The sequence below is a fragment of the Halalkaliarchaeum sp. AArc-CO genome (assembly GCF_024972735.1).
In the GTDB taxonomy this organism is placed as follows: domain Archaea; phylum Halobacteriota; class Halobacteria; order Halobacteriales; family Haloferacaceae; genus Halalkaliarchaeum.
In genome coordinates, this window is sequence record NZ_CP087723.1 from 499174 (window position 1) to 524736 (window position 25563).

Annotated in this window: 23 protein-coding genes and 1 pseudogene; 18 read left to right on the forward strand and 6 right to left on the reverse strand. The window is 65.8% G+C overall.

Annotated elements, in window-relative coordinates; all coding sequences use genetic code 11:
• The first annotated feature begins 2 nt into the window (after positions 1-2).
• The 3 genes from AArcCO_RS03185 to AArcCO_RS03195 are packed head-to-tail and all read left to right on the forward strand — an operon-like array spanning position 3 to position 6086.
• Positions 3-968, forward strand: a complete 966-nt coding sequence (locus tag AArcCO_RS03185; RefSeq protein ID WP_259534989.1) for a carbohydrate ABC transporter permease — start codon at positions 3-5, stop codon at positions 966-968.
• Complete coding sequence (locus AArcCO_RS03190) at positions 965-2035, forward strand: sugar ABC transporter permease (RefSeq protein ID WP_259534990.1); 1071 nt, start codon at positions 965-967, stop codon at positions 2033-2035. The genes AArcCO_RS03185 and AArcCO_RS03190 overlap by 4 nt, the downstream gene beginning before the upstream one ends.
• Positions 2036-2087: 52 nt before the next feature.
• Positions 2088-6086, forward strand: coding sequence for a glucodextranase DOMON-like domain-containing protein (locus tag AArcCO_RS03195; protein ID WP_259534991.1), 3999 nt, complete (start codon positions 2088-2090; stop codon positions 6084-6086).
• 2 nt (positions 6087-6088) lie between these two features.
• Here AArcCO_RS03195 and AArcCO_RS03200 read toward each other — a convergent pair whose 3' ends face one another.
• On the reverse strand, positions 6089-7120 hold the full coding sequence (locus tag AArcCO_RS03200) for a lysylphosphatidylglycerol synthase transmembrane domain-containing protein (RefSeq protein WP_259534992.1): 1032 nt from the start codon (positions 7118-7120) through the stop codon (positions 6089-6091).
• A 146-nt stretch (positions 7121-7266) separates the two neighbouring features.
• Here AArcCO_RS03200 and thiL point away from each other — a divergent pair, with 146 nt between their 5' ends.
• The 3 genes from thiL (at position 7267) to AArcCO_RS03215 (ending at position 10279) form a co-directional block, all read left to right on the forward strand.
• Positions 7267-8166 carry a thiamine-phosphate kinase gene (thiL, locus tag AArcCO_RS03205; protein ID WP_259534993.1) on the forward strand — a complete coding sequence of 300 codons (900 nt, stop codon included), beginning with the start codon at positions 7267-7269 and terminating at the stop codon, positions 8164-8166.
• Between the two features lie 81 nt (positions 8167-8247).
• The gene (locus tag AArcCO_RS03210; protein ID WP_259534994.1) at positions 8248-9228 is read left to right on the forward strand and encodes a PLP-dependent cysteine synthase family protein; all 981 of its coding nucleotides are present in this window, start codon (positions 8248-8250) and stop codon (positions 9226-9228) included.
• Between the two features lie 25 nt (positions 9229-9253).
• Positions 9254-10279 carry a DUF5787 family protein gene (locus AArcCO_RS03215; RefSeq protein ID WP_259534996.1) on the forward strand — a complete coding sequence of 342 codons (1026 nt, stop codon included), beginning with the start codon at positions 9254-9256 and terminating at the stop codon, positions 10277-10279.
• 39 nt (positions 10280-10318) lie between these two features.
• Here AArcCO_RS03215 and AArcCO_RS03220 read toward each other — a convergent pair whose 3' ends face one another.
• Positions 10319-10858, reverse strand: a complete 540-nt coding sequence (locus AArcCO_RS03220) for a DUF5797 family protein (RefSeq protein WP_259534997.1) — start codon at positions 10856-10858, stop codon at positions 10319-10321.
• 158 nt (positions 10859-11016) lie between these two features.
• Between AArcCO_RS03220 and AArcCO_RS03225 the strand changes: the two genes are divergently transcribed.
• From AArcCO_RS03225 to AArcCO_RS03245, 5 genes are read left to right on the forward strand one after another with little or no spacing between them, the layout of a single operon-like run.
• The gene (locus AArcCO_RS03225) at positions 11017-12174 is read left to right on the forward strand and encodes an ABC transporter substrate-binding protein (RefSeq protein ID WP_259534999.1); all 1158 of its coding nucleotides are present in this window, start codon (positions 11017-11019) and stop codon (positions 12172-12174) included.
• Positions 12171-13079, forward strand: coding sequence for an ABC transporter permease (locus tag AArcCO_RS03230; protein WP_259535000.1), 909 nt, complete (start codon positions 12171-12173; stop codon positions 13077-13079). The genes AArcCO_RS03225 and AArcCO_RS03230 overlap by 4 nt, the downstream gene beginning before the upstream one ends.
• On the forward strand, positions 13076-13921 hold the full coding sequence (locus AArcCO_RS03235; RefSeq protein ID WP_259535001.1) for an ABC transporter ATP-binding protein: 846 nt from the start codon (positions 13076-13078) through the stop codon (positions 13919-13921). Before AArcCO_RS03230 ends, AArcCO_RS03235 begins: the two co-directional genes overlap by 4 nt.
• Positions 13918-14730, forward strand: a complete 813-nt coding sequence (locus tag AArcCO_RS03240; protein ID WP_259535002.1) for an ABC transporter permease — start codon at positions 13918-13920, stop codon at positions 14728-14730. The genes AArcCO_RS03235 and AArcCO_RS03240 overlap by 4 nt, the downstream gene beginning before the upstream one ends.
• 50 nt (positions 14731-14780) lie before the next feature.
• Positions 14781-15107, forward strand: a complete 327-nt coding sequence (locus AArcCO_RS03245) for a transcription factor S (protein WP_259535003.1) — start codon at positions 14781-14783, stop codon at positions 15105-15107.
• A 33-nt stretch (positions 15108-15140) separates the two neighbouring features.
• Here AArcCO_RS03245 and AArcCO_RS03250 read toward each other — a convergent pair whose 3' ends face one another.
• The gene (locus AArcCO_RS03250) at positions 15141-15770 is read right to left on the reverse strand and encodes a DUF6517 family protein (RefSeq protein ID WP_259535004.1); all 630 of its coding nucleotides are present in this window, start codon (positions 15768-15770) and stop codon (positions 15141-15143) included.
• A 168-nt stretch (positions 15771-15938) separates the two neighbouring features.
• Here AArcCO_RS03250 and AArcCO_RS03255 point away from each other — a divergent pair, with 168 nt between their 5' ends.
• Complete coding sequence (locus AArcCO_RS03255; RefSeq protein ID WP_259535006.1) at positions 15939-17303, forward strand: geranylgeranyl reductase family protein; 1365 nt, start codon at positions 15939-15941, stop codon at positions 17301-17303.
• 15 nt (positions 17304-17318) lie between these two features.
• Here AArcCO_RS03255 and AArcCO_RS03260 read toward each other — a convergent pair whose 3' ends face one another.
• Complete coding sequence (locus tag AArcCO_RS03260) at positions 17319-17681, reverse strand: rhodanese-like domain-containing protein (protein ID WP_259535007.1); 363 nt, start codon at positions 17679-17681, stop codon at positions 17319-17321.
• A gap of 76 nt (positions 17682-17757) precedes the next feature.
• Entirely contained in the window at positions 17758-18189 is a 432-nt protein-coding gene (locus AArcCO_RS03265) for a desampylase (RefSeq protein WP_259535009.1), read from the reverse strand.
• A gap of 106 nt (positions 18190-18295) precedes the next feature.
• On the opposite strand from AArcCO_RS03265, the gene AArcCO_RS03270 reads away from it, so the two are divergent.
• From AArcCO_RS03270 to AArcCO_RS03280, 3 genes are all read left to right on the forward strand, one after another.
• Complete coding sequence (locus tag AArcCO_RS03270; protein WP_259535010.1) at positions 18296-19054, forward strand: hypothetical protein; 759 nt, start codon at positions 18296-18298, stop codon at positions 19052-19054.
• A 110-nt stretch (positions 19055-19164) separates the two neighbouring features.
• On the forward strand, positions 19165-20298 hold the full coding sequence (locus AArcCO_RS03275) for a DUF373 family protein (RefSeq protein WP_259535011.1): 1134 nt from the start codon (positions 19165-19167) through the stop codon (positions 20296-20298).
• A gap of 326 nt (positions 20299-20624) precedes the next feature.
• The gene (locus AArcCO_RS03280) at positions 20625-21647 is read left to right on the forward strand and encodes a UbiA family prenyltransferase (RefSeq protein ID WP_259535012.1); all 1023 of its coding nucleotides are present in this window, start codon (positions 20625-20627) and stop codon (positions 21645-21647) included.
• 61 nt (positions 21648-21708) lie between these two features.
• On the opposite strand, the pseudogene AArcCO_RS03285 reads toward AArcCO_RS03280, so the two are convergent.
• Positions 21709-22139 (reverse strand): annotated as a pseudogene (locus tag AArcCO_RS03285) (hypothetical protein); the annotation flags it as partial.
• 125 nt (positions 22140-22264) lie between these two features.
• Between AArcCO_RS03285 and AArcCO_RS03290 the strand changes: the two are divergent.
• The 3 genes from AArcCO_RS03290 to AArcCO_RS03300 all read left to right on the forward strand — a co-directional run bounded on the left by AArcCO_RS03290 (position 22265) and on the right by AArcCO_RS03300 (position 25562).
• Positions 22265-24064 carry a sensor histidine kinase gene (locus AArcCO_RS03290; protein WP_259535013.1) on the forward strand — a complete coding sequence of 600 codons (1800 nt, stop codon included), beginning with the start codon at positions 22265-22267 and terminating at the stop codon, positions 24062-24064.
• A gap of 87 nt (positions 24065-24151) precedes the next feature.
• Positions 24152-25126, forward strand: a complete 975-nt coding sequence (locus AArcCO_RS03295; RefSeq protein ID WP_259535014.1) for a deoxyhypusine synthase — start codon at positions 24152-24154, stop codon at positions 25124-25126.
• 64 nt (positions 25127-25190) lie between these two features.
• Complete coding sequence (locus AArcCO_RS03300; RefSeq protein ID WP_259535015.1) at positions 25191-25562, forward strand: Hsp20/alpha crystallin family protein; 372 nt, start codon at positions 25191-25193, stop codon at positions 25560-25562.
• Position 25563: the final 1 nt, after the last annotated feature.

Here is a 25563-nt window from a genome sequence, read left to right on the forward strand (position 1 = left end):
TGATGAGCACGGTCGATGTCGCACAGCGTGCCCGGGAATTCGAGGTCCCGTTCGACCTCAGAGACAACCTCGCACTGTTGCTCGTCTTGCCCGGACTGTTCTTTTTCCTCTCGTTCGTGGCGATCCCGCTGGCGTATCTCGTCGTGCTGTCGTTCACCGACGCGACGCTTTCGACGATGTTCAGGGACGCCCCCGGACTGTGGGGGTCGTGGTTCGGGGAGGCCGAATTCATCGGCTTCGAGAACTACGTCGAGTTGCTCACGGACACACAGTTCTGGCGCTCCTTCGGAATCACCTGGCTGTTCGTCGCCACGAGTGTCGTGTTGAAGGTGTTTCTCGGCGTCGGAATCGCGCTCGTGTTGACCCACGAGTGGGTTCGCGGCAAGCGGTTCATGCGGGCGCTGGTGATCCTGCCGATGGGGCTGCCGGCGATTTTCACGATCACGGTGTGGCGGGGTGTCTTCTCCTCGGCGCAGTTCGGGCTCGCAAACCAGCTGTTGCTCGCGCTCGGCTTCGACCCGGTGGCGTGGCTCTCGCGTCGATGGATGGCGTTTATCTCCTACAATATCACGGAGATGTGGCTGGCGTACCCGTTCATGGTGATCATCACCGTCAGCGCGCTCCAGAACGTCTCGACGGAGCTCCACGAAGCGGCGATGGTCGACGGCGCCGGATTCCTGAGCCGGTTCGTCCACGTCACCCTCCCGTCGATCAAGCGGCCGGTGATGTTCGCGTCGATCCTGACGGCGGCGGCGTCGTTCCAGCAGTTCCTCATCCCCTTTGTGTTCAACCGCGGGGGACCCGCGCGGGCGAACGAACTCATCATCCTGTACGGCTATCGGGAGGCGTTCGAGTTCCGGGCGTTCGGTGAAGGGGCCGCGATCATGCTGACTGCCGTCTTCTTCATCGGGATCTTCATGCTGATTGCCGCAACCAAAGGCCGGCTCGCGGAGGGGGCCCACGAATGACGCTGCTCGACGCAATCGGTCGGAAGCTCAAATCGGACCTCAGGTCCATTCCGATGGCGGTCGTCGGCTGGGTCAGGAACTCCCGGTACAAACTCGACCTCTATCGTCGTGGGAAGATCGGGCTGTTCGAACTGCTCGCGCCCGTCGGTGCGTCGGTGTTCGGCCTCGTGCTGGTGGCGGCGTTGCTGTTCCCCATCTACTGGATCGCGATGGCCGCGCTTTCCGGGACCGGCGCGTCGCTGTATTCCGCGGAAGGATTCCGGCTCTTCCCCGAAGATCCGACTCTACAGGCGTTCGTCTGGGTGATCGGCGACGTCGTGATCCCCAGCCTTCGCATCTCCATCCCCTTTGCGGGCGTTAGCCTCGTCACCTCCGAAATCGTGCTGCTGGACGCGGCGGCACACGGTGTTGACAGTCCCTCGGACTTCCCGCGATACGCCTGGAACTCCCTTACAGTCGCAATTCCGACGGTGATCATGGCGATGGCGGTCATCGTTCCGGGGGCGTACGCGCTGTCCCGACGGGAGTTCCTCATGCGCAAGAAGGTCCTGTACGGCTACATCCTGTTCACACAGGTCGGCGGCGGGCTCGGGATCGCCATGCTCGTCGCGCTGTACGCCATCTTCGTCAGCATCGGCGTCACGAACAGCAAGCTGGCGCTTGCCACCTACTACGCCGCGATGGCGGTGCCGTTCAACACCTGGCTGTTGAAGACGTTCATGGACTCGATCCCCCCGTCCTACGAGGAGGCGGCCGCCGTCGACGGCGCACCGCCGTGGCGCATCGTCTGGGAAGTGATCCTCCCGCTGTCGAAGGCGGGCCTCGCGGCCGTGTTCATCTTCGTGTTCCTCGCGGGCTGGATGGAGTTCATCGTTGCCCAGACGGTGCTCCGGCCCGAAAACTACACGCTCCCGGTCGGCCTGTTCGCGCTGATCGACGAGTACTCGGTGCCGTGGGCGCGTTTCTCCGCGTTCGCGCTGTCGTTCGCCGCGCCGATCATGTTCATCTACCTGTTCGCACAGCGGTACATCGAGTCGGGGCTCTCCTTCGGCGGCATGGAGGGGTAACCGCGACTCGGTTCGCCTGACGAATTACGATCCGTTTTCGACACCACCAACAATGACTGACAATAGCACGCGACACACGAAGCGGACGCACGGCATTCACAGACGGACACTCCTCGGCGGCGTCGCCGGTCTCGGCTTGCTGTCGGCCGTTCCCGGGGCGGCAGCGTCCGACGAACTGTCGACCCACTCGGTCGACCTCGACGATGCCGACGGCACGGGATCGTACCATCCGGGCGAGCCATTGTTCGTCCCGGTCGGCGAGAAGCGCTGGAACACGGCGTGGGTCGGCCCGGAGTACATCGGCGATCGGGACAACCTCGCGCCGGGGTCGCCACAGCCGTCCGCCGATCCCGACAACTACGCCGCCGACGACTTCGCCTGGTCGATCCTCGACCGACCGGCGGAAAGCGACGCCGAACTCACGTTTGCCTCCTCGCTGTTCGAGGATCGGCCACGCTACGACGAGGGGCGGGACAACGTCGCGGAGTTCGAGGCCGACGTAGCCGGCACGTACACGCTCGAACTCGATGCGCCGGACGGAACCCACGAGCTTACGATCCGCGCGCTGCCGGACGACGAGAATGCGCCAGCCGGCCCGCCCCGGCTGGAACTGGACGCCGACTACGATCCGGACGCCGACGCGTTCGAGATCGACACGAACGCTGCGCTCGCACCCGACAGCCGCGCGGATCCCGACGACCTCGAGGCGTTCGTTCTCGCCGACGATCGTGATCCCTTGCAGACGGACGCGATCGCTGTCGACGGGCTAACGGCGACGGTCCCGAGAGACGCCCTCGAGGACGAGCCGGGTCGGGTGTACGTCGTCGTCCACGACGGCGATCGGACGAGCGTCACCGACAGCGTCGAACTCCGACCGGACGGCGACGTCTACCTGCCGAACCGGGCGCCCGAGTGGATGCACGACGGGGTGCTGTACCAGATTTTCACCCGGTCGTGGGCCGGCGAGCGCGACGCGACCACCTTCGACACCCTGATCGAGGGCGACGACGTCGCCCGCGGGGTCGATTACCTCGATGAGCTCGGAATCGACGCCGTCTGGCTCACGCCGATCCACCCGGCCGTGAGCGCCGAGCGGGACCTCCCGGGCGGTGGCCCCCACGGGTACGACATCACCGACTACTTCGGCGTCGCAGACGACCTCACCCCGGAGGGCAAAACGCCCCTCGAGGCGTACCGCGAGTTCGTCGACGCCTGCCACGACCGCGACATCAAGGTCGTACTGGATCTCGTCGTCAACCACGGGGGTCGGACGCTCCCGGAGTTTCAGGACACGATCGAAAGCCAGACCGAGGCCCCGGAGTACTGGCCGATCGTCGAGGAGTGGGACCGCGACTCTCCGTACTTCGACTGGTTCGACCGGATCGACGCTCCCCGCGAGTACGAGGGACAGCAGCTCGAGCCGGCGCCGTTCGCCACCGGGTTCTGGAACCTCCAGCTCCACCCGAACTTCAACTTCGACAACGTCGCGCTCCGGGAGTACATGCTCGCAGTCGCGGAGTTCTGGTCGGGCACGGTCGGCGTCGACGGCTTCCGGTGTGACATCGCCTGGGGGGTCCCTCACAGCTTCTGGAAGGACGTCCGGGAGGTCGTTCGCGCGAACGATTCCGAGTTCCTGCTGCTCGAGGAGGCAATCCCGAACGATCCGGCGTTCTCCGAAAACGAGTTCGACATGCATTTCGACACAGAGGGGTTCACCGTTCCGGCGCACGCTGTCGCCCGCGGTGAGGCGGCCGGCGCCGACCTGTTCGACCGGGTCCGGGACCGCAGGCGTCAGGGCTTCCCCGAGTACTCGATGATCTTGAACGCCGTCGAGAACCACGACGAGTACCGGGTCCTCAACGAGGCGCTGGACGGCTCCCGCGAGGACCCGGAGAAGGCCCAGCGGGCGGTGTGGGCCGCCGGCGTCGCACTTCCCGGGGTGCCGCACATCTACTACGGGATGGAACGTGCGATCTCCGTCTACGGCGAGGGCCGACACAGGGGCGAGGGCGACCACCGCGACGGCGACGTCCACCCCGGCGGCAAACAGCGCGCGTTCATGAACTGGGAGTCGTACGACGAGGACCACCTCTCGTTCTACAGGACGCTCGTGTCGGCCTACCACGATCTCGACGTTTTGAAGCCGGACGCGGCGCTGTCGGGTGCGTGGTACAACTCCGCCAACGACGTCCTCGTGTTCGGGCGGGACGCGAGCGACCTGTCTGCCGTCGAGGGGCCCGAACGGGTCGTCGTCGTGATCAACTTCGACGCCCGGCCCGCTGAGGTGTTCCTCCGCCCCGGCGTCGGCGCGATCGATCACGTTTCCGGCGATGACGTGAGCGTGGAGACGCTCAGCGACGCCCGCGCCGTGGAGGTCGACACGATTGCGGTGCTCGAGACGCCGGACCTGCTGGAGATCGGGAGCCCGATCTCCGAGCCCGACGTCGAGTTGGGAACCGACTACGGCGACGGCGAGTACGTCTATCCGACGGGCGCGGAGTACGTCGAGGGGGCGTTCGACCTCGAGGCCGTCGGCGTCCACGAGACGCCCGACGCCTACCAGTTCCGGGTGGAGATCGCAGGCGACCTGACGAACCCGTGGGAGCTTCCGGGCGGGTTCTCGCTGCAACACCTGCAGGTGTACGTCCGGAACCCGGAACGCGACGACGGCGCGACGGTCGCCCGCGACGGCGTCAACGCCGAACTCGCAGCGACCTACCAGTACCGGGTCGTCGTCGACGGGGAGAACGGCACCCGTGTCGAGTCGTCCGACGGGACGCTGCTCGCAGACGGGGAAGTACGGACGAACGAGGTCACGGGCGCGATCGTCGCCGAGGTCCCGAAGTGGGCGTTCGACGCCGACATCGAGCGCCTCTCGGTCGCGCCGCTTCTTCTCGGATACGACCCGGACGCGCCCGGATCTGTCCGCCAGGTGGCGGCCGACCCGACCCCGGAGGTCTTCGGCGGGGGTCGCGACGACGAGGCCAACCCGAACGTGATCGACCTCGTCGTGGACGTCGACGTCGACCGCGAGACGGCCCTTGCATACGACGCGGACACCCCCGCGGAGATCGGGTACGTTCCGCTGGTCACCCCGTTCGAGGAGGTTGCGACGTTCGACGTCGAGACGGGAACGGGCGACGGCCCCGGGACGTACGTAGTGCCGACCGGCAACGACTACTACGAGGGGGCGTGGGATCTGGACCGACTGGAGATCCACGAATCGCGCGACAGGGTCCGATTCGACTATCGGTTCACCGAGCCGCTTGAAAACCCCTGGCAGTTCGACGTGGGATTCAGCCACCAGCTCCCGCAGGTGTACGTGTTCGATCCCGACACGGACGCTCCAGCCACGACGGAGGGGAGAACCGGGACTAACGTCGCCTTCGAGGCGCCGTACAATTACCGGGTGAACGTCAACCCGGAGGCGGGTGCGGGCGTCGAGGACGCCGCCGGCGAGGGCGTCACCCGGGACGTGACCGTCGACTCCGACGAGCACACGATCCGGTTCGACGTTCCGAAGGACGCGATCGGCTGGGACCGCGACCGTGGGGTGGCGATCGCCGCCGTCGTCTGTCCGTTCGACGGCTTCGGCGAGGGCGGCCTCCGGGCGATCGCATCGGAGCCCGAAACGCACGTCATCGGCGGGGGCGAGGACGGCGTGCCGGATCCGAAAGTGATGGATCTGGTCACGCCCGAGGACGTCGACCGATCCGAGGCGTTCGGGGAGTACGGCGCCGACTCGCCGCCCGTCTTACCGTACGTCACCCTCGGGGACCTGACGCGGGAGGAACTGCTCGAGGTGGCCGGTGAGGCTGACGACGAGGACGGCGAGGCCCGAGACGACGAGACCGACGACCAGTCCGACGAGACGGACGGCGAGAAGGACGACGAGACGGACGAGCCCGAAACGCCGACCGAACCGGCGGAGGCCGACGCCGAGACGCCCGGATTCGGGATCGGGGCGGGCGCCGCGGCGCTCGGCGCGGCGGGGTGGGCGGCGAAATCGCTCGCGGATCGACGCGATGGCGAGGAGGACGACCGGGAGTAAACTCAGCTCCGTCCGGCTTCCCGGACGGTGTTGAGCCCCACCACGGTTCCCCCGACGACGACCGGGAGCCAGTAGACGAACCCGCGGAAGACGATCACGCCCGCAAGCGCCGCCGCCGCAGTCACCTCGACGGGGGCGGCCACGAGCAGCGCGACGAGCGCCCCCTCGATCCCGCCGGCGCCGCCCGGAAGCGGGAGGCCGCCCGCGACCGCTCCCAGCGGGACCACGAGCGCTGCGACGGCGATCGGGATCGGCGCACCGACCGCCCATAAGGCGAGCCACAGCGCGAGCACCTGACACGCCCAGCCGATTGTCGACCACGAGACGGTAACCGCGAGCCGCCGGCGGTCGGTTCCGACGCGCCGAATCGCCCCGAGGAAGCCGTCGATCCGCCGGCGGATCCCGTCGGTCGTCGGCGCCGACATGCTGGGTATCACGCCCGCAAGCCGCGAGAGCCCGCCGGCGATCCGGGGCGCGATCGCATCGGCGAGGCGGGTTCGAAACCGCCAGGCGAGTGTAGCGAGGATCAAAAGCGTGACGCCGGCCACGGCGGCCGCGACCGCCGCCAGCAGGACGTCCCCGCCCACCGTCGCCGTGGCGCCGAGCCAGAGCACTGCCACGAGGGCAAACGCCGTCGACGGCAGGAGGTTTACGGTGTCGACGCTCGCGATCGCCGCGAGGCCGCGTTCGTACTCGAGTTTCGTCGTTCGGGAGAGATACAACGCCGTCACCGGCTCGCCGCCCGCCTGGCCGAACGGTGTGACGTTGTTTGCGAAGGCGGCGACGCCGTACAGCAGAAACCCTCGAACCCGCGAGACGGGACTGTCCAGGCTCGAAAGCACCGATCGAAGCGCCATCCCCCACGCGAGGAACCACCCGAGTGTGACGACCCCGACGACGCCCACGAGCGCGAGGTTGGCCGCGACCAGCGCCGACAAAAACTCCTCGACCCCGACCAGTACTGCGAGCGCCGCAACGATCGCGACCGCTGCAGTAAACCCCAGAAGCGTCCGGAGGCGATCGCGACGCGACATACGGGACGTTGCGTCCGTCGCTTTTAAACAACCGTCGACTGCCTCTCGCCCCGTGGATCACCTGGCCGCACCGGTCCCTGTCCCCGTTTCACTCCCCGGACGACCGGGTGCAAACTCCTTTTAAGCGATCCTGCCGACACACGCACGTGAACGAACGCGACGCGCTCCGGCTGCTCGCCGCCGACCTGCCGCACGCGGGCGACGACTGCGCGGTCGTCGACGGGCTGGTCCTCACGACCGACATGCTCCACGCGTCGACGGACTTCCCAGCGGGGACGACCTCCTACACGGTGGGGTGGCGCTCGGTCGGCGTCTCCCTGTCCGACGTCGCCGCGATGGGGGCGGAACCACTCGGAGCGGTGGCCGCCTACGCACCGACGGCGCTCGAGGAGGAACCGCTCGTGGACTTCCTCGAGGGAGCCCGGGACGTCTGTGATCGTGTCGGCACTGACTACGTCGGCGGCGACCTGGACACCCACCGGGAGCTGACGGTGACGTCGACTGCCGTCGGGCGGACCGACGACCCGGTCCCGCGATCGGGAACGTCGCCAGGGGATGCCGTCTGTGTCACCGGCGAGTGGGGCCGGACGGCGGCCGCCCTCGACCTGTTCGACGCCGGCGACGTCGAGAGAGCGAACGAGCTGTTCCGGTTCGAACCCCGCATCGAGGCCGGTCGGGCGCTCGCCGCCACGGCGACGGCGATGATGGACTCGAGCGACGGGCTCGCCCGGTCGCTCCACCAGCTTGCTGCGGCGAGCGACTGCGGCTTCCGGATCGACGCCGACGCGCTCCCGGTGCACCCGGAGCTCGAAAACCTGTCTACAGACCCCGAAACACGGTTCGAGCGAGCCGTCCACGTCGGCGAGGACTTCGAACTCGTCTGTACGCTGCCGAACTCCGCGGTCGCAGCCGCGAGGGAGGACTGTCCGGTGCCACTCACGCTGGTAGGGCGGGTCACCGACCCGGGGGAGGGAGTGACGGTCGTCGGCGGGCCGGGGGAGGCTGACTCGCGGCCGTTGCCGGACCGTGGATACACCCACGAGTGATCAGGAACTCCGGAACTCCTTCGTGCCGGGCACCTCGCCCGGATGGCAACTTACTCAAGCCGGGCTGTCGTTTCCCCGGGTATGACGACCCACCGGGAACCGCTCGGTTCCGTGCTGGAGACGGTCGGCGAGACGCCGCTGGTTCGCGTTCGGGCGTCCTCCGAGGAGGTGCCGGTTTACGCGAAGCTGGAGTCGTTCAACCCCGGCGCATCGATCAAAGATCGCATCGGGAAGTACATGCTCGAACGCATGCTCGAACGGGGCGATCTCGACCCCGGCGGAACGGTGATCGAACCCACCGCCGGAAACACCGGGATCGGGCTGGCAGTCGCGGCCGGACAGCTCGACTTAGAGGCGGTCTTCGTCGTGCCGGAGGGGTTCGCCGTCGAGAAGCAACAACTAATGCGTGCACTCGGCGCCGAGGTAATCAACACGCCCACCGAGGACGGGATGGGGTATGCCATCCAGCGGGCACACGACCTCGCCGAGGAACTCGACAACGCGGTGGTCCCCCAGCAGTTCAAAAACCCCCTGAACGCCGAGGCGCACTACGAGACCACCGGCCCGGAGTGTTACGAGGCGCTCGACGGCCGGGTCGGCGCCGTCGTGGCCGGCTGTGGCACCGGCGGCACCCTGATGGGAATGGGCCGGTACGCCCGCGAGCAGCACCCCGACACGCTCGTGATCGCGGTCGAACCCGAGGGGTCGATCTTCCGGGAGTTCCTCGGTCGGGACGTCGAAGAGGGGGAGTACAAGACCGAGGGGATCGGCACGCACGACACCTCGACCAACGAGCTGTTCGATCCGGAACTCGTCGACGACGTGTACGCGATCTCCGACCGGGACGTCCACGCGGAGATGCAGCGGCTCGCCGCAGAGGAAGGACAGCTGATCGCCTCCTCGGCGGCCGCAAACAGCGTCGCCGCACGACGGGTCGCCCGGCAGATCCGCGACGGGGAGCTGGACGCTCCCCACGACGCCGTCGTCACCGTCTTCCCCGACTCGAGCGAACGGTACCTCTCGAAGGGCGTGTACGGCAGCTTCGAGGAGTGGACCGGATGAGCCGGTCACGATCCTCCGGGAGCCGATGAGTTCCTCCGGCGGCGAGTTCGCGTTCGAACTCAGGGTGTGCCGCTGGGCGGAGCTCGCCTGGGCCCCGGCGGGCTCGAACGCGGCGTCCGACGTTCCCCGGGTCGCCGTCGTCGCCCGACAGCTGGGCACTCGAAAGCGGCGGTGGGACACGGTGATCGTCGAGGCGGATCCCGCCGGCCTGCGCGAGCGTGCGGCGTTCGGCTCCCGCGAACTCGACTCGGATCTCCTGTTCGTCCTCCGGAACGCCCCCGCCGACTGGATGTGGTATCGCGACGCTCTTCCGGATCCCGGCTACCCGTGGCGGTACGTCCGGGAGACGATTCACCGGGCCAGCGCCCGTGATCTCCTCGAGACCCGACGAAACGGCAACCGGATCCGGATCAAACGGATCGCCCCGTATCCGGACTGGGTCCGGCGGCTCGTCGCGATCGAGAACAAGCCGGACCTCGACGCCTCTGCGGCCCGGGCGCTTGCGGGCCAGCTCCAGCACGACGTCGACCGTGGACTCGCCGACGAGGTGTGGCTCGCGACCGCCACGACCGGCGGCCGGGTCGAGCGGGCGCTTCTCGCCGACTTCCCGGTCGAGGCGGGCGTCCTCGCGTTCGACTTCTCGGCGGGCGTCCGACCGGAAGCCGCCAGCGTGGAGTGGCTTCCGAGCCGGCTCGACGCGGGTAATCCGTCCGAAAACGGCGACCGCCCAGAGGATCGCAAGCGCAGACGGCTCGAGCTCGCCGAACGGGCTTTCGGCCGGGGGTGGCGCTCCTACCACCGGACGATGCGTCCCGACTGTCGGGCGTTCGAACTCCGCCGGGACGGCCGGCTGCTGTCCCCGTGGTGTACGGCGAAGGAGAGAAAACAGACGGCTGCGGAATGTTCCGGCAACTGTCAGGCGTTCTCGCCGGAGCCGCCGGCCTGGCGCACCCGCGGGTGGCCGATCGACGGGGGCCCAGGGAAGGGGATAACGCGGCTGCTCCAGAAGCGTCGCGAACGGGCCAGGTCGGGAGGCCGGGACGGGACGTGATCGCCCGACCGTTTCCGGCCGATGGGGACCGAATTCCGTTCACTCTGCCGTCTCGACGGTGATCGAATCGCGCTCGACGGCGAGTTTGAACGTCGGCACGGTGCGGTAGACGACCTCGACGACGCCTTTCCGTTCGAGGCTCCGGAGCCCCTTTCTGACTTCGTCGACGTCGGGGTCGACGTCGAACTCCGCTCTGAGCTTGTGGAGCACGCTCACAACGCTCTCGGAGCGATCTTCGGGACCGGCCACGACCGCGAAGATTCGCGTTTGCAGTTCCGGAACCCGGATCACGTCTGGGACTCCCTCGCCGTCCCCGCTTCCGACGGTTCCGTTGCCGTCCCCGGGGGCGGTCCCCGACTCGACGCCGGGTTCGACGTCGACCAGCTCCGCGGCCTCGTCGGTCGCCCGGATCAGGCTGTTCTCGTCGCGGTAGTAATACTCGTTCAGGTGGTCCTCCAGGTAGCGGTGCACCTCGCTTCCCGACTCGAGTCCCCACCGATCGCCGAGTTCGCTGTTCTTCGTCGGCTGCAGCGCCACGACGTCGGCCAGACGCGTTCGTTCCTCCTCGGTGAGGGCCATGCGCCGTCGTTCGTGGGTCGCTTATAAGGGGATTCCGGAACCGGTCGGCAGGGAGGGTCACGGGCTCCCGATAGCGGTAACTTTCGACTCGATCCGGGAGCGGTGGCGAGCGTCACCAGCAACGGGTCGGCTTTCAAGCGCTGGTCGTTCGTGCACGTATGGAACGACGCGACTCGGAACGGACCGGCCAGTGCGGCGAGGTTTTGAAGGGCTCCGGCGACGTCTCTCGACGGCGCACCCTGAAAGGGATCGGCGGAGCGGTCGCAGCCGGGGCGGGACTGCCGGCGCTGGCGGGCTGTCTCGGCGGCGCGTTCGGGGGCTCGGAGACGATCACCGTCGACTATCACCCGTACTACAGCGAGGCGTTCTCGGCGCTGGTGATCCGGCACGGCGAACTGTGGCGAAAGCACCTCCCGGACGGATACGAGGTCGACTGGCACGCAGTCCTGCAGGGTGCGCCGACGGTCAATCGACTCATCTCCGAACAGACTGATCTCGGCTACATGGGCGACAACCCAGCGATCATCGCGGCGGCGAACGACGACACGCCGATCCGGGTCGTCGGCCTGAGTGGCTACTCGATGGGCCAGCAGGGGAATCTCTGTGTCGTCCGGAACGGGGTGGATATCGACTCCGTCGAAGATCTGGACGGCAGAGAGGTCAACGTCACGCAGGGGACGCTGTCTCACCGGTTCCTGCTCACCGTTCTCGCGGCCGAGGACATCGACGTCACGATCCGCGATCAGGACATCAACACCGTCGTGACGAACCTGCGGGAGGGATCGATCGACGTGGCCTTCGGGTGGGAGCCGTCGATGGCCCGCGTGGTTCGGCAGGCCGACGCCGCCCGGTACCTGTTTACCGGCGCGAAGTACGACGAGCCGGACCTGGGGGCGCTGGTGATGCCCGACTCGTTGATCGAGGAGAACCGTGAGGTGGCGAAAGGCTGGCTCAAGACCGAACTCGAGGCGAAACACCTGCTCGCCACGGATCCGGACCGTGCGCTGGATCTGGGTCTCGAGGAGGCGGAACTGAGCCGGGATCTCGATCGCGACACCGTCAGATCCACCCTCTACGAGAACCTCGACGTCAATCCCGACGTCGAACGCCAGCTGTTTTACACCGACTTCTCGTCGGTCGACCCCGCCCGGGAGCTGCTGACAGAAACGGGACCTGCGTTCCTGCGTGAGGAGGCCGGGGTGATCGACAACGAGCCGGATTCCGGTCGGTTCGACGCCGATTTGCTCGCCGAGGCGACCGACGAACTGGACGACGAGGTGGACTGGGATCCACACCCCGCGGGTGAGCGTCCGTGAGCGTCGACTTCGAACGGTGGCGCCGGCTCGGCCTCAAGCGGTGGCGCCCCTGGAAGGGAGAATCCGGACGGAGCCGACTGGCGGGGTCGATCGAAACCGGGACTGCCGGGATCGAATCGATCCCGCGACCCGTCCGACGCGGCGTCTCAGTTGTCGCACTGTTTGCGGCGTGGTGGGCGTTCGTCCGGCTGGGTGTACTGGGGTTCGGGGTGTTCGTCTCGCCGGCCGAAACCGCCGTGGCGGTCGGATCGCATCTCGCCGGGGAACCGGTCGCCGACGGCGCGACGATCTACGTCCACGCGGCGTACACTGCGGGACGAGTCGTTGGCGGGGTCGCCCTGGCGGTCGCGATCGCCGTTCCGCTGGGGCTGTTGATCGGGACGCGACGGCGGTTCGAACGCTACCTGTTTCCCTCCCTCGAGTTCCTCCGGCCGATCCCGCCGATCGCGTGGGTGCCGCTGGTGCTCGTGATCTTTCCCACCGTCCGAAGCGGGGTTCTGTTCGTGGTGTTCCTGGGAGCGTTTTTCCCCACGCTCGTCAACACCATCCGGGGGGTCGAGTCGGTCGACGACGAGTACAGCCGCGCTGCCGAAAGTCTCGGGGCCAGCGACCGGCAGACGCTCCGACACGTCGTGTTGCCGGCCGCACTGCCGTCGATACTCACGGGTGTGACGGTCGGCGTGGGTCTCGGCTGGATCACGGTCGTCGCCGCAGAGATGATCACCGGCGAGTACGGCCTCGGTCACGTGGTGTTCCAGGCGTACCGGCTGGTGGACGTCCAGTCGGTGGTCGTTGGCATGATCGCGGTGGGGTTCCTCGGTGCGGTCTCGACGGCGATCGTCTCGCGGGCGGCGACGACACTCGGCCCGTGGCTCGAGGAGGATACTTCGGGGGTGGGACAGTGACGACCGATTCCGGCGGCCGCGTCGAAATCGAGGGGCTGACCAAGGTGTACGGCGGGGACGAGGAACGCGTCGTCGCCGTCGACGAACTGGACCTCGAGATCGAACCCGGGGAGTTCCTCACCGTGCTCGGGCCGTCCGGCTGTGGCAAGAGCACACTTCTGGACTGCGTCGCCGGCCACGTCGAACCGACCTCCGGACGGGTCCTGGTGGACGGCGACCCAGTGTCGGGCCCCGACCCAGAGCGCGGGGTGGTGTTCCAGGAGAACCGGCTGTTCCCCTGGAAGACCGTCCGCCAGAACGTCGCGTTCGGACCAAAGATGCGGGACCGGCCGACGGATCACGTTGCGGATCTCCTCGATCGAATGGGCCTCTCGGAGTTCGCCGACTCGTATCCCAACCAGCTTTCCGGCGGCATGGCCCAGCGGGCAGAACTGGCACGGTTGCTCGCAAACGAGCCGTCGATCATGCTGATGGACGAGCCGTTCAGCGCGCTGGACGCCATGACCAAAGGCCGGATGCAGATCGAACTGCTTTCGGCCTGGCGGGAGACGGACGCGACGGCGCTTTTCGTCACTCACGACGTCGAGGAAGCGATCCTGCTTGCCGACCGTGTGGTCGTGATGACCGCTCGTCCGGGAACCGTCAAAACAGTCGTCGACGTCCCGCTGTCCCGCCCTCGGGATCACGACTCCCGGACAACCGAGACGTTCACCGAACTGAAGCGAGAACTGCTCGCGTCGATCCACGGCGAGGCCGGCGCGGAGTTCGACGGGGACGACCGGTCAGCTACGGAGACCAGCTCCGCCGAAAGCGACGGGATCGCCGGAGGGACGTCGAGATGACAGCCGACCGCCTCCCGTCGCTTCGCTCGACCGACGGAGTGCTCCCGGACGTTCCGATCGACCGACTCGCCCCGGTCGTTTCGCTTTCGGGACTCGTGTTCGTCTGGTGGGTGGTTGGTTCGACGGTCGCCCAGGGGCTCCCGACGCCGCCCGTCGTCGCCGGCGCTTTCGCGACCGCCGTCGTGGACCCGTCGTTTCACTCGTCTGCGCTCACGAGCGCGGTCCGGGTGTACGTCCCGTTCCTGCTTGCGGCCGCGATCGCGGTGCCGATCGGGCTGCTCGCGGGGTGGCACCAGCCCTTTGGGGACCTGACGCTACCGGCGCTGGAGCTCGTCCGGCCGATCCCGCCGATCGCCTGGATCCCGGCGCTGATCCTGCTCATCCCCGGAACCGAGCCGGGGATCATGTTCATCACCTTTCTCGGGGCGTTCTATCCGGTTTTGCTCAACGCAGTCGAGGGCGGGCGAAGCGTCGACCAGGAGTACGCGAAGGCGGCTCGGTCGCTGGGTGCAGACGCGGTCGGCATCGTGCGGCACGTCGTGCTGCCGGGTGCGCTGCCGTCGATCACCACCGGGCTGTACGTCGGAATGGGGCTCGCGTGGCTCAATCTCGTGGCCGCGGAGATGCTCGCCGGTGGGAGCGGCCTCGGATATCTGACGTGGTCGGCGTACACCGGCGGTTCGTACCCGTACATCGTCGTCGGGATGCTCTCGATCGGCGGGCTCGGGGTGGCCTCCACGGCGGCGGTCGGCCGCCTCAATGGATGGCTGCTACCGTGGCTGGAGACCGATGCCGGCCATACAGTCTGAGACGGACGGATTTCCGTCGATTTAAGTGCTCGACGGCGCTTGTGCCGGGCATGAAATTCTGCGATGAGTGCGGCTCGATGATGCGGGCCGGCGAGGAGAGCGACGTCTGGGAGTGTACCTCCTGCGGCTACGTCGAGGGACGGGACGCCGAGGAGGACGCAGCGATGACAACCACCCAGGGGCAACAGAAGTCGGAGATCGTCGACGTGAGCGACGCCGAGGATCAGGGGCTCCCGACGACGAGCGCCCGCTGTCCGGAGTGTGGCAACGACCGGGCCCACTGGTACATGCAGCAGATCCGGTCGGCCGACGAGTCCGAGACGCGATTCTTCATCTGTACGGAATGCGAGTACAAGTGGCGCGAGGACGACCACTGACCTGACGCCGGTTTTGCCGTCGGTCTGTCTGCTTCAGTGTTCGACGACTTCCATCAGTCCGAGCTGCGTTTCACGTTCGTCGAACGCCTGGGGATGCACGCCCAAAAGCACGATCACGTCCCCCTCGTGTTCGACGGTCGCCAGGTGGAACGCGATCGGCACGTCGCCCTCGTCGGTCTCCATGACGCCTTCGTAACTCCGGACCGACGACTCCTGGTTGAGAATCGTCCGCTCCTCGACTGCGACTTCCTCGACGTCGCGCAGTTCCCCGTCTTCGTCGCCACTCGCCTCCAGCGCCCGCGAGATCAGCTCGGTTCCGGACAGCCGGGCCAGCGGGTTTACGGACTGGCCCGCGACCGTCGCGTCGGGCGTGCTCACGACCAGAAAGAGCCCGTCGCCTGCGCTTCGTTCGTAGCCGGCGACCCACGAACGGAGCTCGATTTCGACGCCCTGGTCGGCGACCTCGAACTGTTCGTGGATCTCGATCGCCTCCGGCTCTGCGTGTTCGTAGCCGGCGTCCGACAGGTCATCCCCGTCGATCGAGGCCGGTTCGGCGGCAAACGAGTACGATCCCCCCGCACAGCCGGCCAGCACGACCACGAGCGCCACCGCGACGAGCAGCCGCCCGACAGACGTGTTCCCCGGTATCGCACCTGTGTCCATACCACTGTTGAGCCGACCGACCGGTTTTTACTTTTCGGGCAGGTACGAAATTTGAAACCGTCTTCGTGTTCTGTAGTGACCAATATCGCTCGCTGCGGACCGGAAAATCACAGACGGGACACGATCCGCTGAAAGAAGACTTTTGTCACCGCCGGAATGACTTCCGATATGCCGACCCACGATATCGTCGTCGTCGGCGGGGGAACCGCCGGCGCGTTCGCCGCCGCGACCGCCGCCAGCGACGGGGTTTCCGTGGTGGTTCTCGAGCGGAAGCCGGCGGCGGAGGCCGGTCGGATCGCTTGCGGCGACGCGATTAAAGGAGCGGCCGCGTTTCCGGACGTGATCGATCTGTCGTATCTAAAACAGGAGTCGTTCACCAACGGGGAGATCAGCCGGGGGATCTTCCGGAACCCGAAAACCGGCGAGGACGTCGAAATCGAGTTCGATGAGACCGGTGTCGTGCTCGACCGAAAGCGGTACGGCGAGGTGATCCTCGAGGAAGCCGAGCGTCTCGGCGCGGAGATCCGGTACGGGACCGTCGTAAACGACGTCCGACAGGACGACGACGGCCGGGTGACTGGGGTCAGGGCGGTGCGAAACGGCGCGGTCGAAACCTACGAGGCTGCGGTCGTGATCGACGCCGCCGGCGCGCTGTCGATCCTCCAGGACGCCGTTGACTTCTCAGGGGCGACATTCGACACGAACGTCTCGTACACCCAGTACTGTTCCGCCTATCGAGAGCTTCTAGAGCTCCCCGAGCCGGTCGAGTGGGACGATGCCATCGTGTTCGCGCCGACCGACCAGCTCGGCTACCTGTGGTATTTCCCGCGATCGGCCACCCGGATCAACGCCGGCGTCGGGTTCCAGATGAGCGAGGAGGCGATGAATCTGGTCGACGCCCTGGCCCGACACGTCGCCAGCGACCCGGAGCTCCGGAACGCCACCGTCGTCGACAAACTCGGCGCCGCCCTGCCGACCAGACGCCCGTACGACTCGGCGGTCGCTCCCGGGTTCCTGGCGGCCGGCGACGCGGCCGGCCACGTCAACCCGACGACCGGGGGCGGAATCTCCGGCGCGGCGAAGGCGGGCCACTGGGCCGCACGGGAGGCGGTCCGGGCGATCTCTGCGGGCGACGTGAGCGAGGCGTCGCTGTGGGGATACAACCGCGAGGTGATGACCGGCTTCGGCAAGCGGTTTGCCGCCGCCGACCTGTACAACATCTGGGGCACCTCCCACGACGTCGACGAACTCACTGACATCGTCTCGTCGGTCCCGGGACAACAGCTCGTCGACGCGCTTTCCGGCGGGACGCTGTCGCTCGGCCCGGCGACGGCCCTCAGGACGCTCCTGAACACCGTCGGTCACTGGGGAACCCTTCTGGAGCTGTACCGGATCAGAAACCGGGCGGACGCGCTGATCGAACAGTACGAGGTGTATCCGAGCGACCCCGCCAACTTCCCCGCCTGGCAGCGTCGGCGGGACGAGATTCTCCAGGACGTCTACGAGATCTGTGGTGCGGAGCCGAAATACTAACGTCGAAGTCGCCAGCTACTGTGGAGTAGACTCCGTTTCGGCGTCCGCCTCGCCGGTTCCGGTGCCTGATTCGAGCTCGTAGTCCCACGCACGGTACCCGCCCTTCATGCTGGTCACTCTCGCGTCGTCGTCGACGCCCTCGAAACTCGAGACCAGCTTCGCCGCCTGGATCGACGACTGCCCGATCGGACAGACGCAGACGATCTCTTCCTCCCAGTCGACCTGGTCGACTGCCCGCGGGAGGTCGCTCATCGGAACGTTCACCGCTCCCGGGACGTGCCCCTCCTCGAACGCCCGTTCGTCGCGGATGTCGATCACCTGTATCTCGCCCGCGTCCACCTTGGCTTTCACTTCATCGGGCGTGAGTTCCTCGACCATGTCCGTCCGTTCGGGGTGGGGACTTTTGAATCGTTCTGTCCGAGGCCGACGCCTTGTGGTTCCAGTGACGTGCGGGCTATCGGTCCCGCTCGTCGGCAACGATCCGGACCAGCTGCTGTTCGAAATCGTCACCGTTCCACAGCCAGGAGCCGATGTACGGTTCCCCGCCGAGCGCGACGATCACGTACGACGCCCCGGGCCATGTCGCCGCCCCGACGTCCGTCTCGCTGGGTACCGGAGGTCCACGGGGGTGGGAGTGATAGAAGCCGACGAGCGTCTCCCCGCGGTCCTCCAGCGTTTCGATCGCCTCGAGTTGCCCTTCCGGATCGAGTTCATACCGGGTGCGCGGCGCGTCGGCCACGTTGTCGACCGGATACACCGAACCGACGACCGGTTCAGACAGCCCAGTCGTCGGCCTCCCGCCGAGCACGCCACAGACTTCCCTGTCGCCGCCCCGCCTTGCGCGGGAGATGAGCTCGTCGTACGCGTTTCGCGTGAACGCCGGCATTGGCTGGGCTTTGGGCCCGTCGAGTAAAACGCTCCCGGAGCGCGAGGCGCCGGGACGTCTCCGTCGAGCGCAAGCTTCAGGTAGAGTGAGGATACACTCACAGTCGATGGAGGCTCGTCGTTCGTCCGGACTGGGGGACGCGATCCGTATCGACCTCGTGCGGCTCCACGAGACGTGGATGGAGCTCGCGTTTCCGCGGCAGCTCGACCCCGGGAGCGTCCTCGGCAAGTGGAAACCAGAGACCACCGTACAGGAGATCGCCTACTACGGGTGGGCGACGGTCGGCGTCCCGCTCGTGGCGATCGGCTACCCGCTGTTGCTCGTGGGGGTGGCGGTGCGGTACAACGCGAGCAAGCTCGACAGCGCGGCAACGAGGCTCGGCATCGTCGGGGCCGTGCTGCTGGCGGCCGTCGTCTGGGGGGCGCTGTCGGTTGCGGCCCACTTCCAGCTCCCCTGGGAGGAGTTCCTCGCGGTCGTCGCCGCCAGCGTCGTCGCCGTCGTCTCGGCGGGCGCGGCCGTATTCTTCTCCCGGATCGGCGGCCGGGGAACCAGCGTCGTCTTCGCGTATCCGTTCGCGCTCACGGCGATCTTCCTGCCACCGGTGGTGGCGGCGCTTTTCGTCCCGGCGCTGCAGGCGCTGATCTTCGATCCAAGCGAGGAGCTTGCGATCTGGATCCTCGACACCGTGCTCGTGGTGGGCGGGTTCTCGGAGTGGCTCCGGGCGACGTTCTCGCTGCGCGCGCAGTACCTCTTCGTCGAGGGGGAGGGCTTCGCGCTGATGTGGTTCGCGCTCGCGGTCCCGACCGGATGGCTGCTCGGGCTGCTCGCGGCGCTTGCGGATCTCATTCGGCCTCGGCCGGAGTGACTCCGTCGGCACGAACTGACCGGAGTGAACCGGTCACCCTCCGCGAGAACGGGTGACGGGTATTCGCTTGCGGGGGAGAGTTTTTATCGCCGGGCGCGTTCGGTTCGCACGTGACGACGCTCGTGTGCTGTGTGGATCGGTCGAACGACATCGGCCGGAACACCGGCGTCCGGATGCCGGTGTCGGGATGGGAGGCGGTTCGATCGCTCGTGACCGAGATCGGCCTCGTGGATCCCGAGGACTCGACGGTGAACTGTCTGCTCGAAGGGTTGCGTATTGCTCGGGATCTCCGGGACGAACAGGAAGACTCCGTCGTCGCCGTCGTCTCTGGCGGCGGGGACTCGATGGTGAATGCGGATCGATCGATCGCCGCACAGTTGGAGGAGTTGATCGAGCGGTACGATCCCGACGCCGCGATCGTCGTCGTCGACAGCGCACAGGACGAGCGGATCATCCCGATCGTCGAGAGTCGGATCCCGGTCGACGGGGTGTCGCGTGTCGTGGTCAGACAGAGCCGGGACATCGAATCGACCTACTACCTCCTCAAGCAGTTCCTCGCCGACGAGGAGCTCCGTTCGACCGTGCTGGTGCCGCTTGGGATCGCGCTGCTTCTGTTGCCGGTGTTGCTGTTGCAGTTTTCGCCGGCGGTCGCGCTTGCGGGACTCGCGGGACTGCTCGGCGCGGCGCTTTTGTACAAAGGGATGGCGATCGACGAGCACGTCTCCCACGCTCCGGACCGTGCCCGCGAGGCGCTGTACGCCGGCCAGGTGTCGATCGTCACCTACGTGGTCGCCGCCGGGCTCGCGCTCGTCGGTGCCTTTTTCGGGGCGCTGTCGGCCTCGGAGCTTTCGGGTGAAGCCCGGACGATCGTCCCGGTGATGCAGTTTGCCTACAGCAGCGTCCCGTGGCTCGCGACCGCCGCGTTGACCGCGAGCACCGGGCGGCTCCTCGATGAAGCGATCCGCGAGGAGGGGATTCGGACGCCGTATCTCAACCTCCCGTTCGTGGTAGTGGCGCTGGGGCTCGTCGTCCGCGGGTTCGCCGGCTACTTCCTCGAACAGGAGGCGATCCTCGCTTCGTTCGAACTGCTCGGCGTGACGATCCCGGCGCTCCAGCGGCTCGCGGCGTTTATTATCGCCGGCCTAATCGTGAGCCTGCTCGGCGTCAAAATCGCCGCCGACGTCGGCTCAGACGCGTTCGACGACGTGTTAGAACCGGACGGCGAGGAACGGGATTCTGGATAAGTTCGTAGGTCCGTCCTATCTTGAAACGGTCAGCCGGTCCATCAATTGTATACGAAATTACATTCGCGGGCGGCCGGTGAGATAATTTGGCAATACGACTGTTGATAATATGTGTGATAGGTATTTTATAAATAATTTACTGGGAATCTACTTTCTGATCTTTTCTAAAACAAAATACGGGGAAAGTACTGTACGTAATTGACCTTATTTCTGTAATGTGGGATATGTTAGGTGTTGTTAATGTATATGTAAACCGACAAAATGCCTATAACGGTGGGCTGTGCAATTGATGGTGATCGCTCCGTCCGATCGTCCTCCGAATCCGTATGGTTCAACAACAGCCGATCGTCGACGACGCAGCCGAACACGACCAGCGTGAGTGGCCGCACAACGACGAGAAGGGGTCGAACGAAGACCAGAGATGGCCGAGCCACAATCCGAACCCGTCGGACGAGGGCCCGTACGTTAAGTACAGGGGTGATTCCGGGGTTACGATCGGGGAGAAGTTCCTCGCGACGGTGCGGTACAGTTCGCTGTATCTGGCTTTCATCGCCTCGCTACAGGCACTGATTTCGATCTGGATACTGTCCGTTCCGCTCAACCTTGCTCCGGCCGTGATCGGGCTGGTTACCTTCGCCGTCTACTCGACCGACAGAATCGCCGACGCCGAAAGCGACGTCGTGGCGAAACCTCGACAGGCCGAGTTCGCACGGCGCCACGCCGACGTGTTGTACCTCGTAGCCGCTCTGGCGTACAGCGTGGCAGTTGCGCTGTCGATTCTCGGCGGGCCACTGGCGCTTTTGATTACATTGCTTCCAGGCCTGTTCTGGCTCCTGTACGCGTCCGACTGGATTCCCGAGTCAACAACCGGGTTCAGACGCCTGAAGGACGTCCTGTTCGTGAACACGGCGGTCGTGGCGCTTGCGTGGGCGTTTACGCTCACGTTTCTCCCACTGGCGTTCGCGAACGCCCAGTTCACTCCGGCGGCCGGGTTCGCGTTCGCGTACTTCTTTTTGGGTGTTGTCGTCAGTACGGAGATACCGAACGTTCGCGACGTCCGCGAGGACACTGAGATCGGCGTGTCGACAGTCCCCGTCGTCTTCGGGGTGCGCCGAACCCGACACCTGCTCTGTGGCGTCGGTGTCGTTCTGCTACTGCTTGTCGGGCTGGCTGTGCAGTACGGTCTCATCGGCGTGCCGTTGGGAATCGGTCTCGCCGTAGGTACGGCGTACTCGCTCGTGTTGTCCGGAGCCGTGGGACACACCGACCGGTACAATCGTCTCACTGTCGCCGTCGAATCACAGTACGTCGTCGCCGCCGTCATCGCAGTCGTCGCAACGATCCTTTGACATCCTCCACACGGCTGAAGCCGTGGGATTCACACGTTGGGATATTAGAGAAGGTGTAGCCGGCGGCATAACGCGACTCTTTCATGTTCCTGCCTTTCGAGAGATGCACACGGTTGTACTGGGTGTCGAGCTTGAAGCCCTGATTTTTCCACGTCACCGTCGAGCGTAGGTGGTCGTCGCCGTGTTTGCGGTAGCCGGGCGGGTTCGCGTCTGGATTGTCCTGTTCGTCCCACGAGACGAACGCTTCACCGAGTTCCTGAAGAACTCGTTGACTGATTGTGAGTGGAAATCCCCATACCGCTCGTGGGTTTTGATGTACGAACAGAGCTCGTCGGCGTCTGGAATGTGGCCGATAGCGTCCTAGACACGCGAAATCGTCCATCGCCCGACGTTCCACAATTTCGACGCGGCAAAGCCATGCGAATCGAGGTCGTCACAGACAAACGCCGCTCGATCGAGCGGCGACGATCTGCGAGGACCGCTCGTTCTTATTGGATTCCTAACTAGTTTTTTCTACCTTCTATCCGTCTTCATATATTTATCCGCCTTCTGGTTATCAATAGTGATTACGGCGGCCGAAGCTTCATTAGGGGATCCGGACAATCATCCGTGTACTAGTGTTTAGCTTTCCCGTCATACCGCTGCTGTTTGCTTCGGTCATCGTCGGGATGACCGCGGCGCTTTTGGCCTGGCGCGAGCGGTACGAACCGGGATCGATTCCGTTGTTCGTGCTGCTCGTCGGCCAGATCTGGTGGTCTGTCTCGCTTCTCTTTCAGTTGCAGGCAACGACGGTGTCGGCGAAAGCGTTCTGGGTGAATATGTCGTGGGTCGGCGTCGTCGCGATTCCCGTCGCGTGGCTGTTTTTCGCCCTCGAATACACCGGACGGGACCAGTACGTTCGCACGCGTTACGTCGGATTGGTGTCCGTCGTACCGCTCGCGACGGTCTGGCTGGCCATGACCAGTCAGTTCCACGATCTCCTGTATCTGGAGATGACACTCGTCGAATCGGCGGGAACAGTGCGGATCAACTACGTCGCCGGGCCCTGGTACTGGATAATTGCGGGCTACACGTACTTTCTGGGCGTGCTCGGGAGCATCCCCCTCCTCGAACTCGTCTGGAGCGAAACGACCGAGTTCCGCGGACAGAGTAGTGCCGTGCTGATCGGGACCGTGGTTCCATGGCTGACTAGCGTCCTGTACGTGGCCGGCGTTCTCCCGACCGGCGGCGTCGATCCGACGCCGATTGCCTTCGCCGTCTCCGGGGTAGCGTATCTCGGCGGACTCACTCGGTTCCGGTTGTTCGGAACCAACCCGTCGCCGAACCGCCACGCGCCGGAGTTGCTGTTCGAGGAAATGTCACAGGGTGCCGTCGTCGTCGACAGCAACGATTACGTCGTGGAGCTCAACGAGGAGGCTGCACGGATTCTCGGAGTGGAGCGATCGGCGGCGGCTGGGGGGTCGGGAACCGAGATCGTCCCGGAGTATCACAGGCTACCGGAGGACGGAGAGCTGTCAGGATATCTGACCATCGAACGTGACGACGGGACTCGGAAGTACGACGTCACAGTAAGCGAGATAACCAACGCCTACGATCGAGTCATCGGTCGGGTGATCTCGCTGCACGACGTCACCGACTACCTCCGCCAGCAGCAGCGGCTGGAGGTACTCAACCGCGTGTTGCGCCACAACATCCGGACGGAGACGAACGTCATCGCCGGCTACGCCGGCCTGCTCACCGACGAACACGATTCCAAGGAAGCACGAGTCATTGAACGGCGCGCTGATCGACTCGAGGAAATCGGCGAGAAGGGTCGGGAGATCCTGGAACTGTTCGAGAACGGCGAAAAGGCGGATCCGGTGCCGGTGGAGGGCCTCCTCGAGGAGTGTCTGGCCGAGGTGAGGGAGGCACATCCGCACGTCACTATCGAGGTCGACGGATCGGCAGACGGTGCCTTCGTCTCGGGCGTCCTGGAGGTCGTCTGTAAGAACCTCCTCGAGAACGCCGCGGAGCACAACCTCAGCGACGATCCGTGGGCAGAAATCACCGTCGGGCGTGACGGCGACCACGTCATGGTCACGGTCGCGGATAACGGTCCCGGGATCGACGAGTACGAACGCAAGGTGCTCGAGCGGGGAACCGAAACCAAACTGGAGCACGGCAGTGGTCTCGGCCTGTGGCTGGTCAAGTGGGGGACCGAGATCGCCGGGGGCCGCGTCGAGTTCGCGGAGAACGAGCCTACCGGGGCGATCGTGACCGTCGAAGTCCCCGCCGAACCGGCGCCGGAACCGGATCGCCTCTCCCGGTTCCCGGCCCGAGCGCTGGAGGGGACCGCTGCCTCCGGGATCACCTCGACACAGTCGCTTTTCGGCTCCGCAAGCGGTCGGAGGCGGTCGACCCGATCGCGGAATTCCTGAAAAGGAGAGGTCCGTACGATCGGGTGCAGCGATCAAGCGCTCGATCGATCCCGAGCGATTGAAACCGCCTCTCGGCCAACGGAGCGTATGGACGACGACGACACCCGCGAACACGTCGTGCCCGGGTCCGACGAGGAACCCGACACGCCGGACGTTCGCGGTTACGACTTCCGCGGCGAGTTCGACCTCGGGGCACTGCTCGACGCGTACGCCACGACGGGCTTCCAGGCGACCCATCTGGCGGAGGCAGTCGACATCGCAGAACGGATGCAGGAGGTAGACGCGACCGTCTACCTCACGTTCACCTCCAACATCGTCTCCTCGGGCCTCCGGGAGACGGTGGCAGCGCTGGTCCGCGAGGGGTACGTCGACGTGATCATCACTACCTCTGGATCGCTCGCCGAGGACGTCATCAAGACCGCGAAACCGTTCAAGATGGGCGAGTGGGACGCAGACGAGGCGGCGCTTCGGGAACGGGGAATCAACCGGCTCGGGAACATCTACGTTCCCTCGGACCGGTACGTCTGGCTCGAGGAGTATCTCTACGACTTCTTCGACGACTTCTTCGCCGAGGAATCGACCAGGACGCCGACGGCGTTCGCCCGCGAGCTCGGGGAGACGCTCGACGACGAGGATTCGGTGCTCAAGCAGGCTGCCGCCAACGACGTCCCGGTGTACTGTCCGGCCCTCACCGACTCGGAGATCGGGAACTTCCTGTACTACTATCGACAGGGGCACGAGGACGACGTCGACATCGCGATCATGGACGACTACGACTCCCTGATCGAGGACGGAATGCTCGCGGACACGACGGGCCTGATCGCGGTAGGCGGCGGCGTCCCGAAACACCACGCGATCATGACCAACCTGTTCCGGGGTGGGGCCGACTACGTCGTTTACATCTCGACGGGGATGGAGGGAGACGGTTCGCTTTCGGGTGCGACGCCCGAGGAGGCGGTCTCGTGGGGGAAGATCAAGGAAAACGAGACCAACTACACGCAGGTTGAGGCGGAGGCGACGCTCGTGTTCCCGCTTCTGGTTGCCGCCGCCTTCGAGATGTAAAATTCCACAATATTTTTTACGAATCGCAACCATACCACCAGTTGACTTCGGAGGTGACTGAAACATGGCACTTCCGACCAACGCACCCAGTTCCTGGCTGCAAGGTACCGACTTCCCGAGTAGACTGTTCGAGACCGGCAGCGACGACTACGAACTGTACGAGGAGGACGGCGAGTTCGTGTTGACCGTCGAGATGCCCGGGTTCGACCCCGAGGAGATCACCGCCTCGTGGGACGACGGGATGTTGAACATCTCCGCCGAACACGAGGACGACGATCGCGGTCGCCGGAAGACCTATCACCGACGGTTCCGGTTCCCGAAGACCGTCCAGGACGAGGAGATCCACGCCAGCTACAACAACGGCATCCTCGAGGTGCGTCTTCCTGTCGAAACCGGCGCGACGGTCCAGGGCCGGGAGATCGAGATCGAGAGCTGAC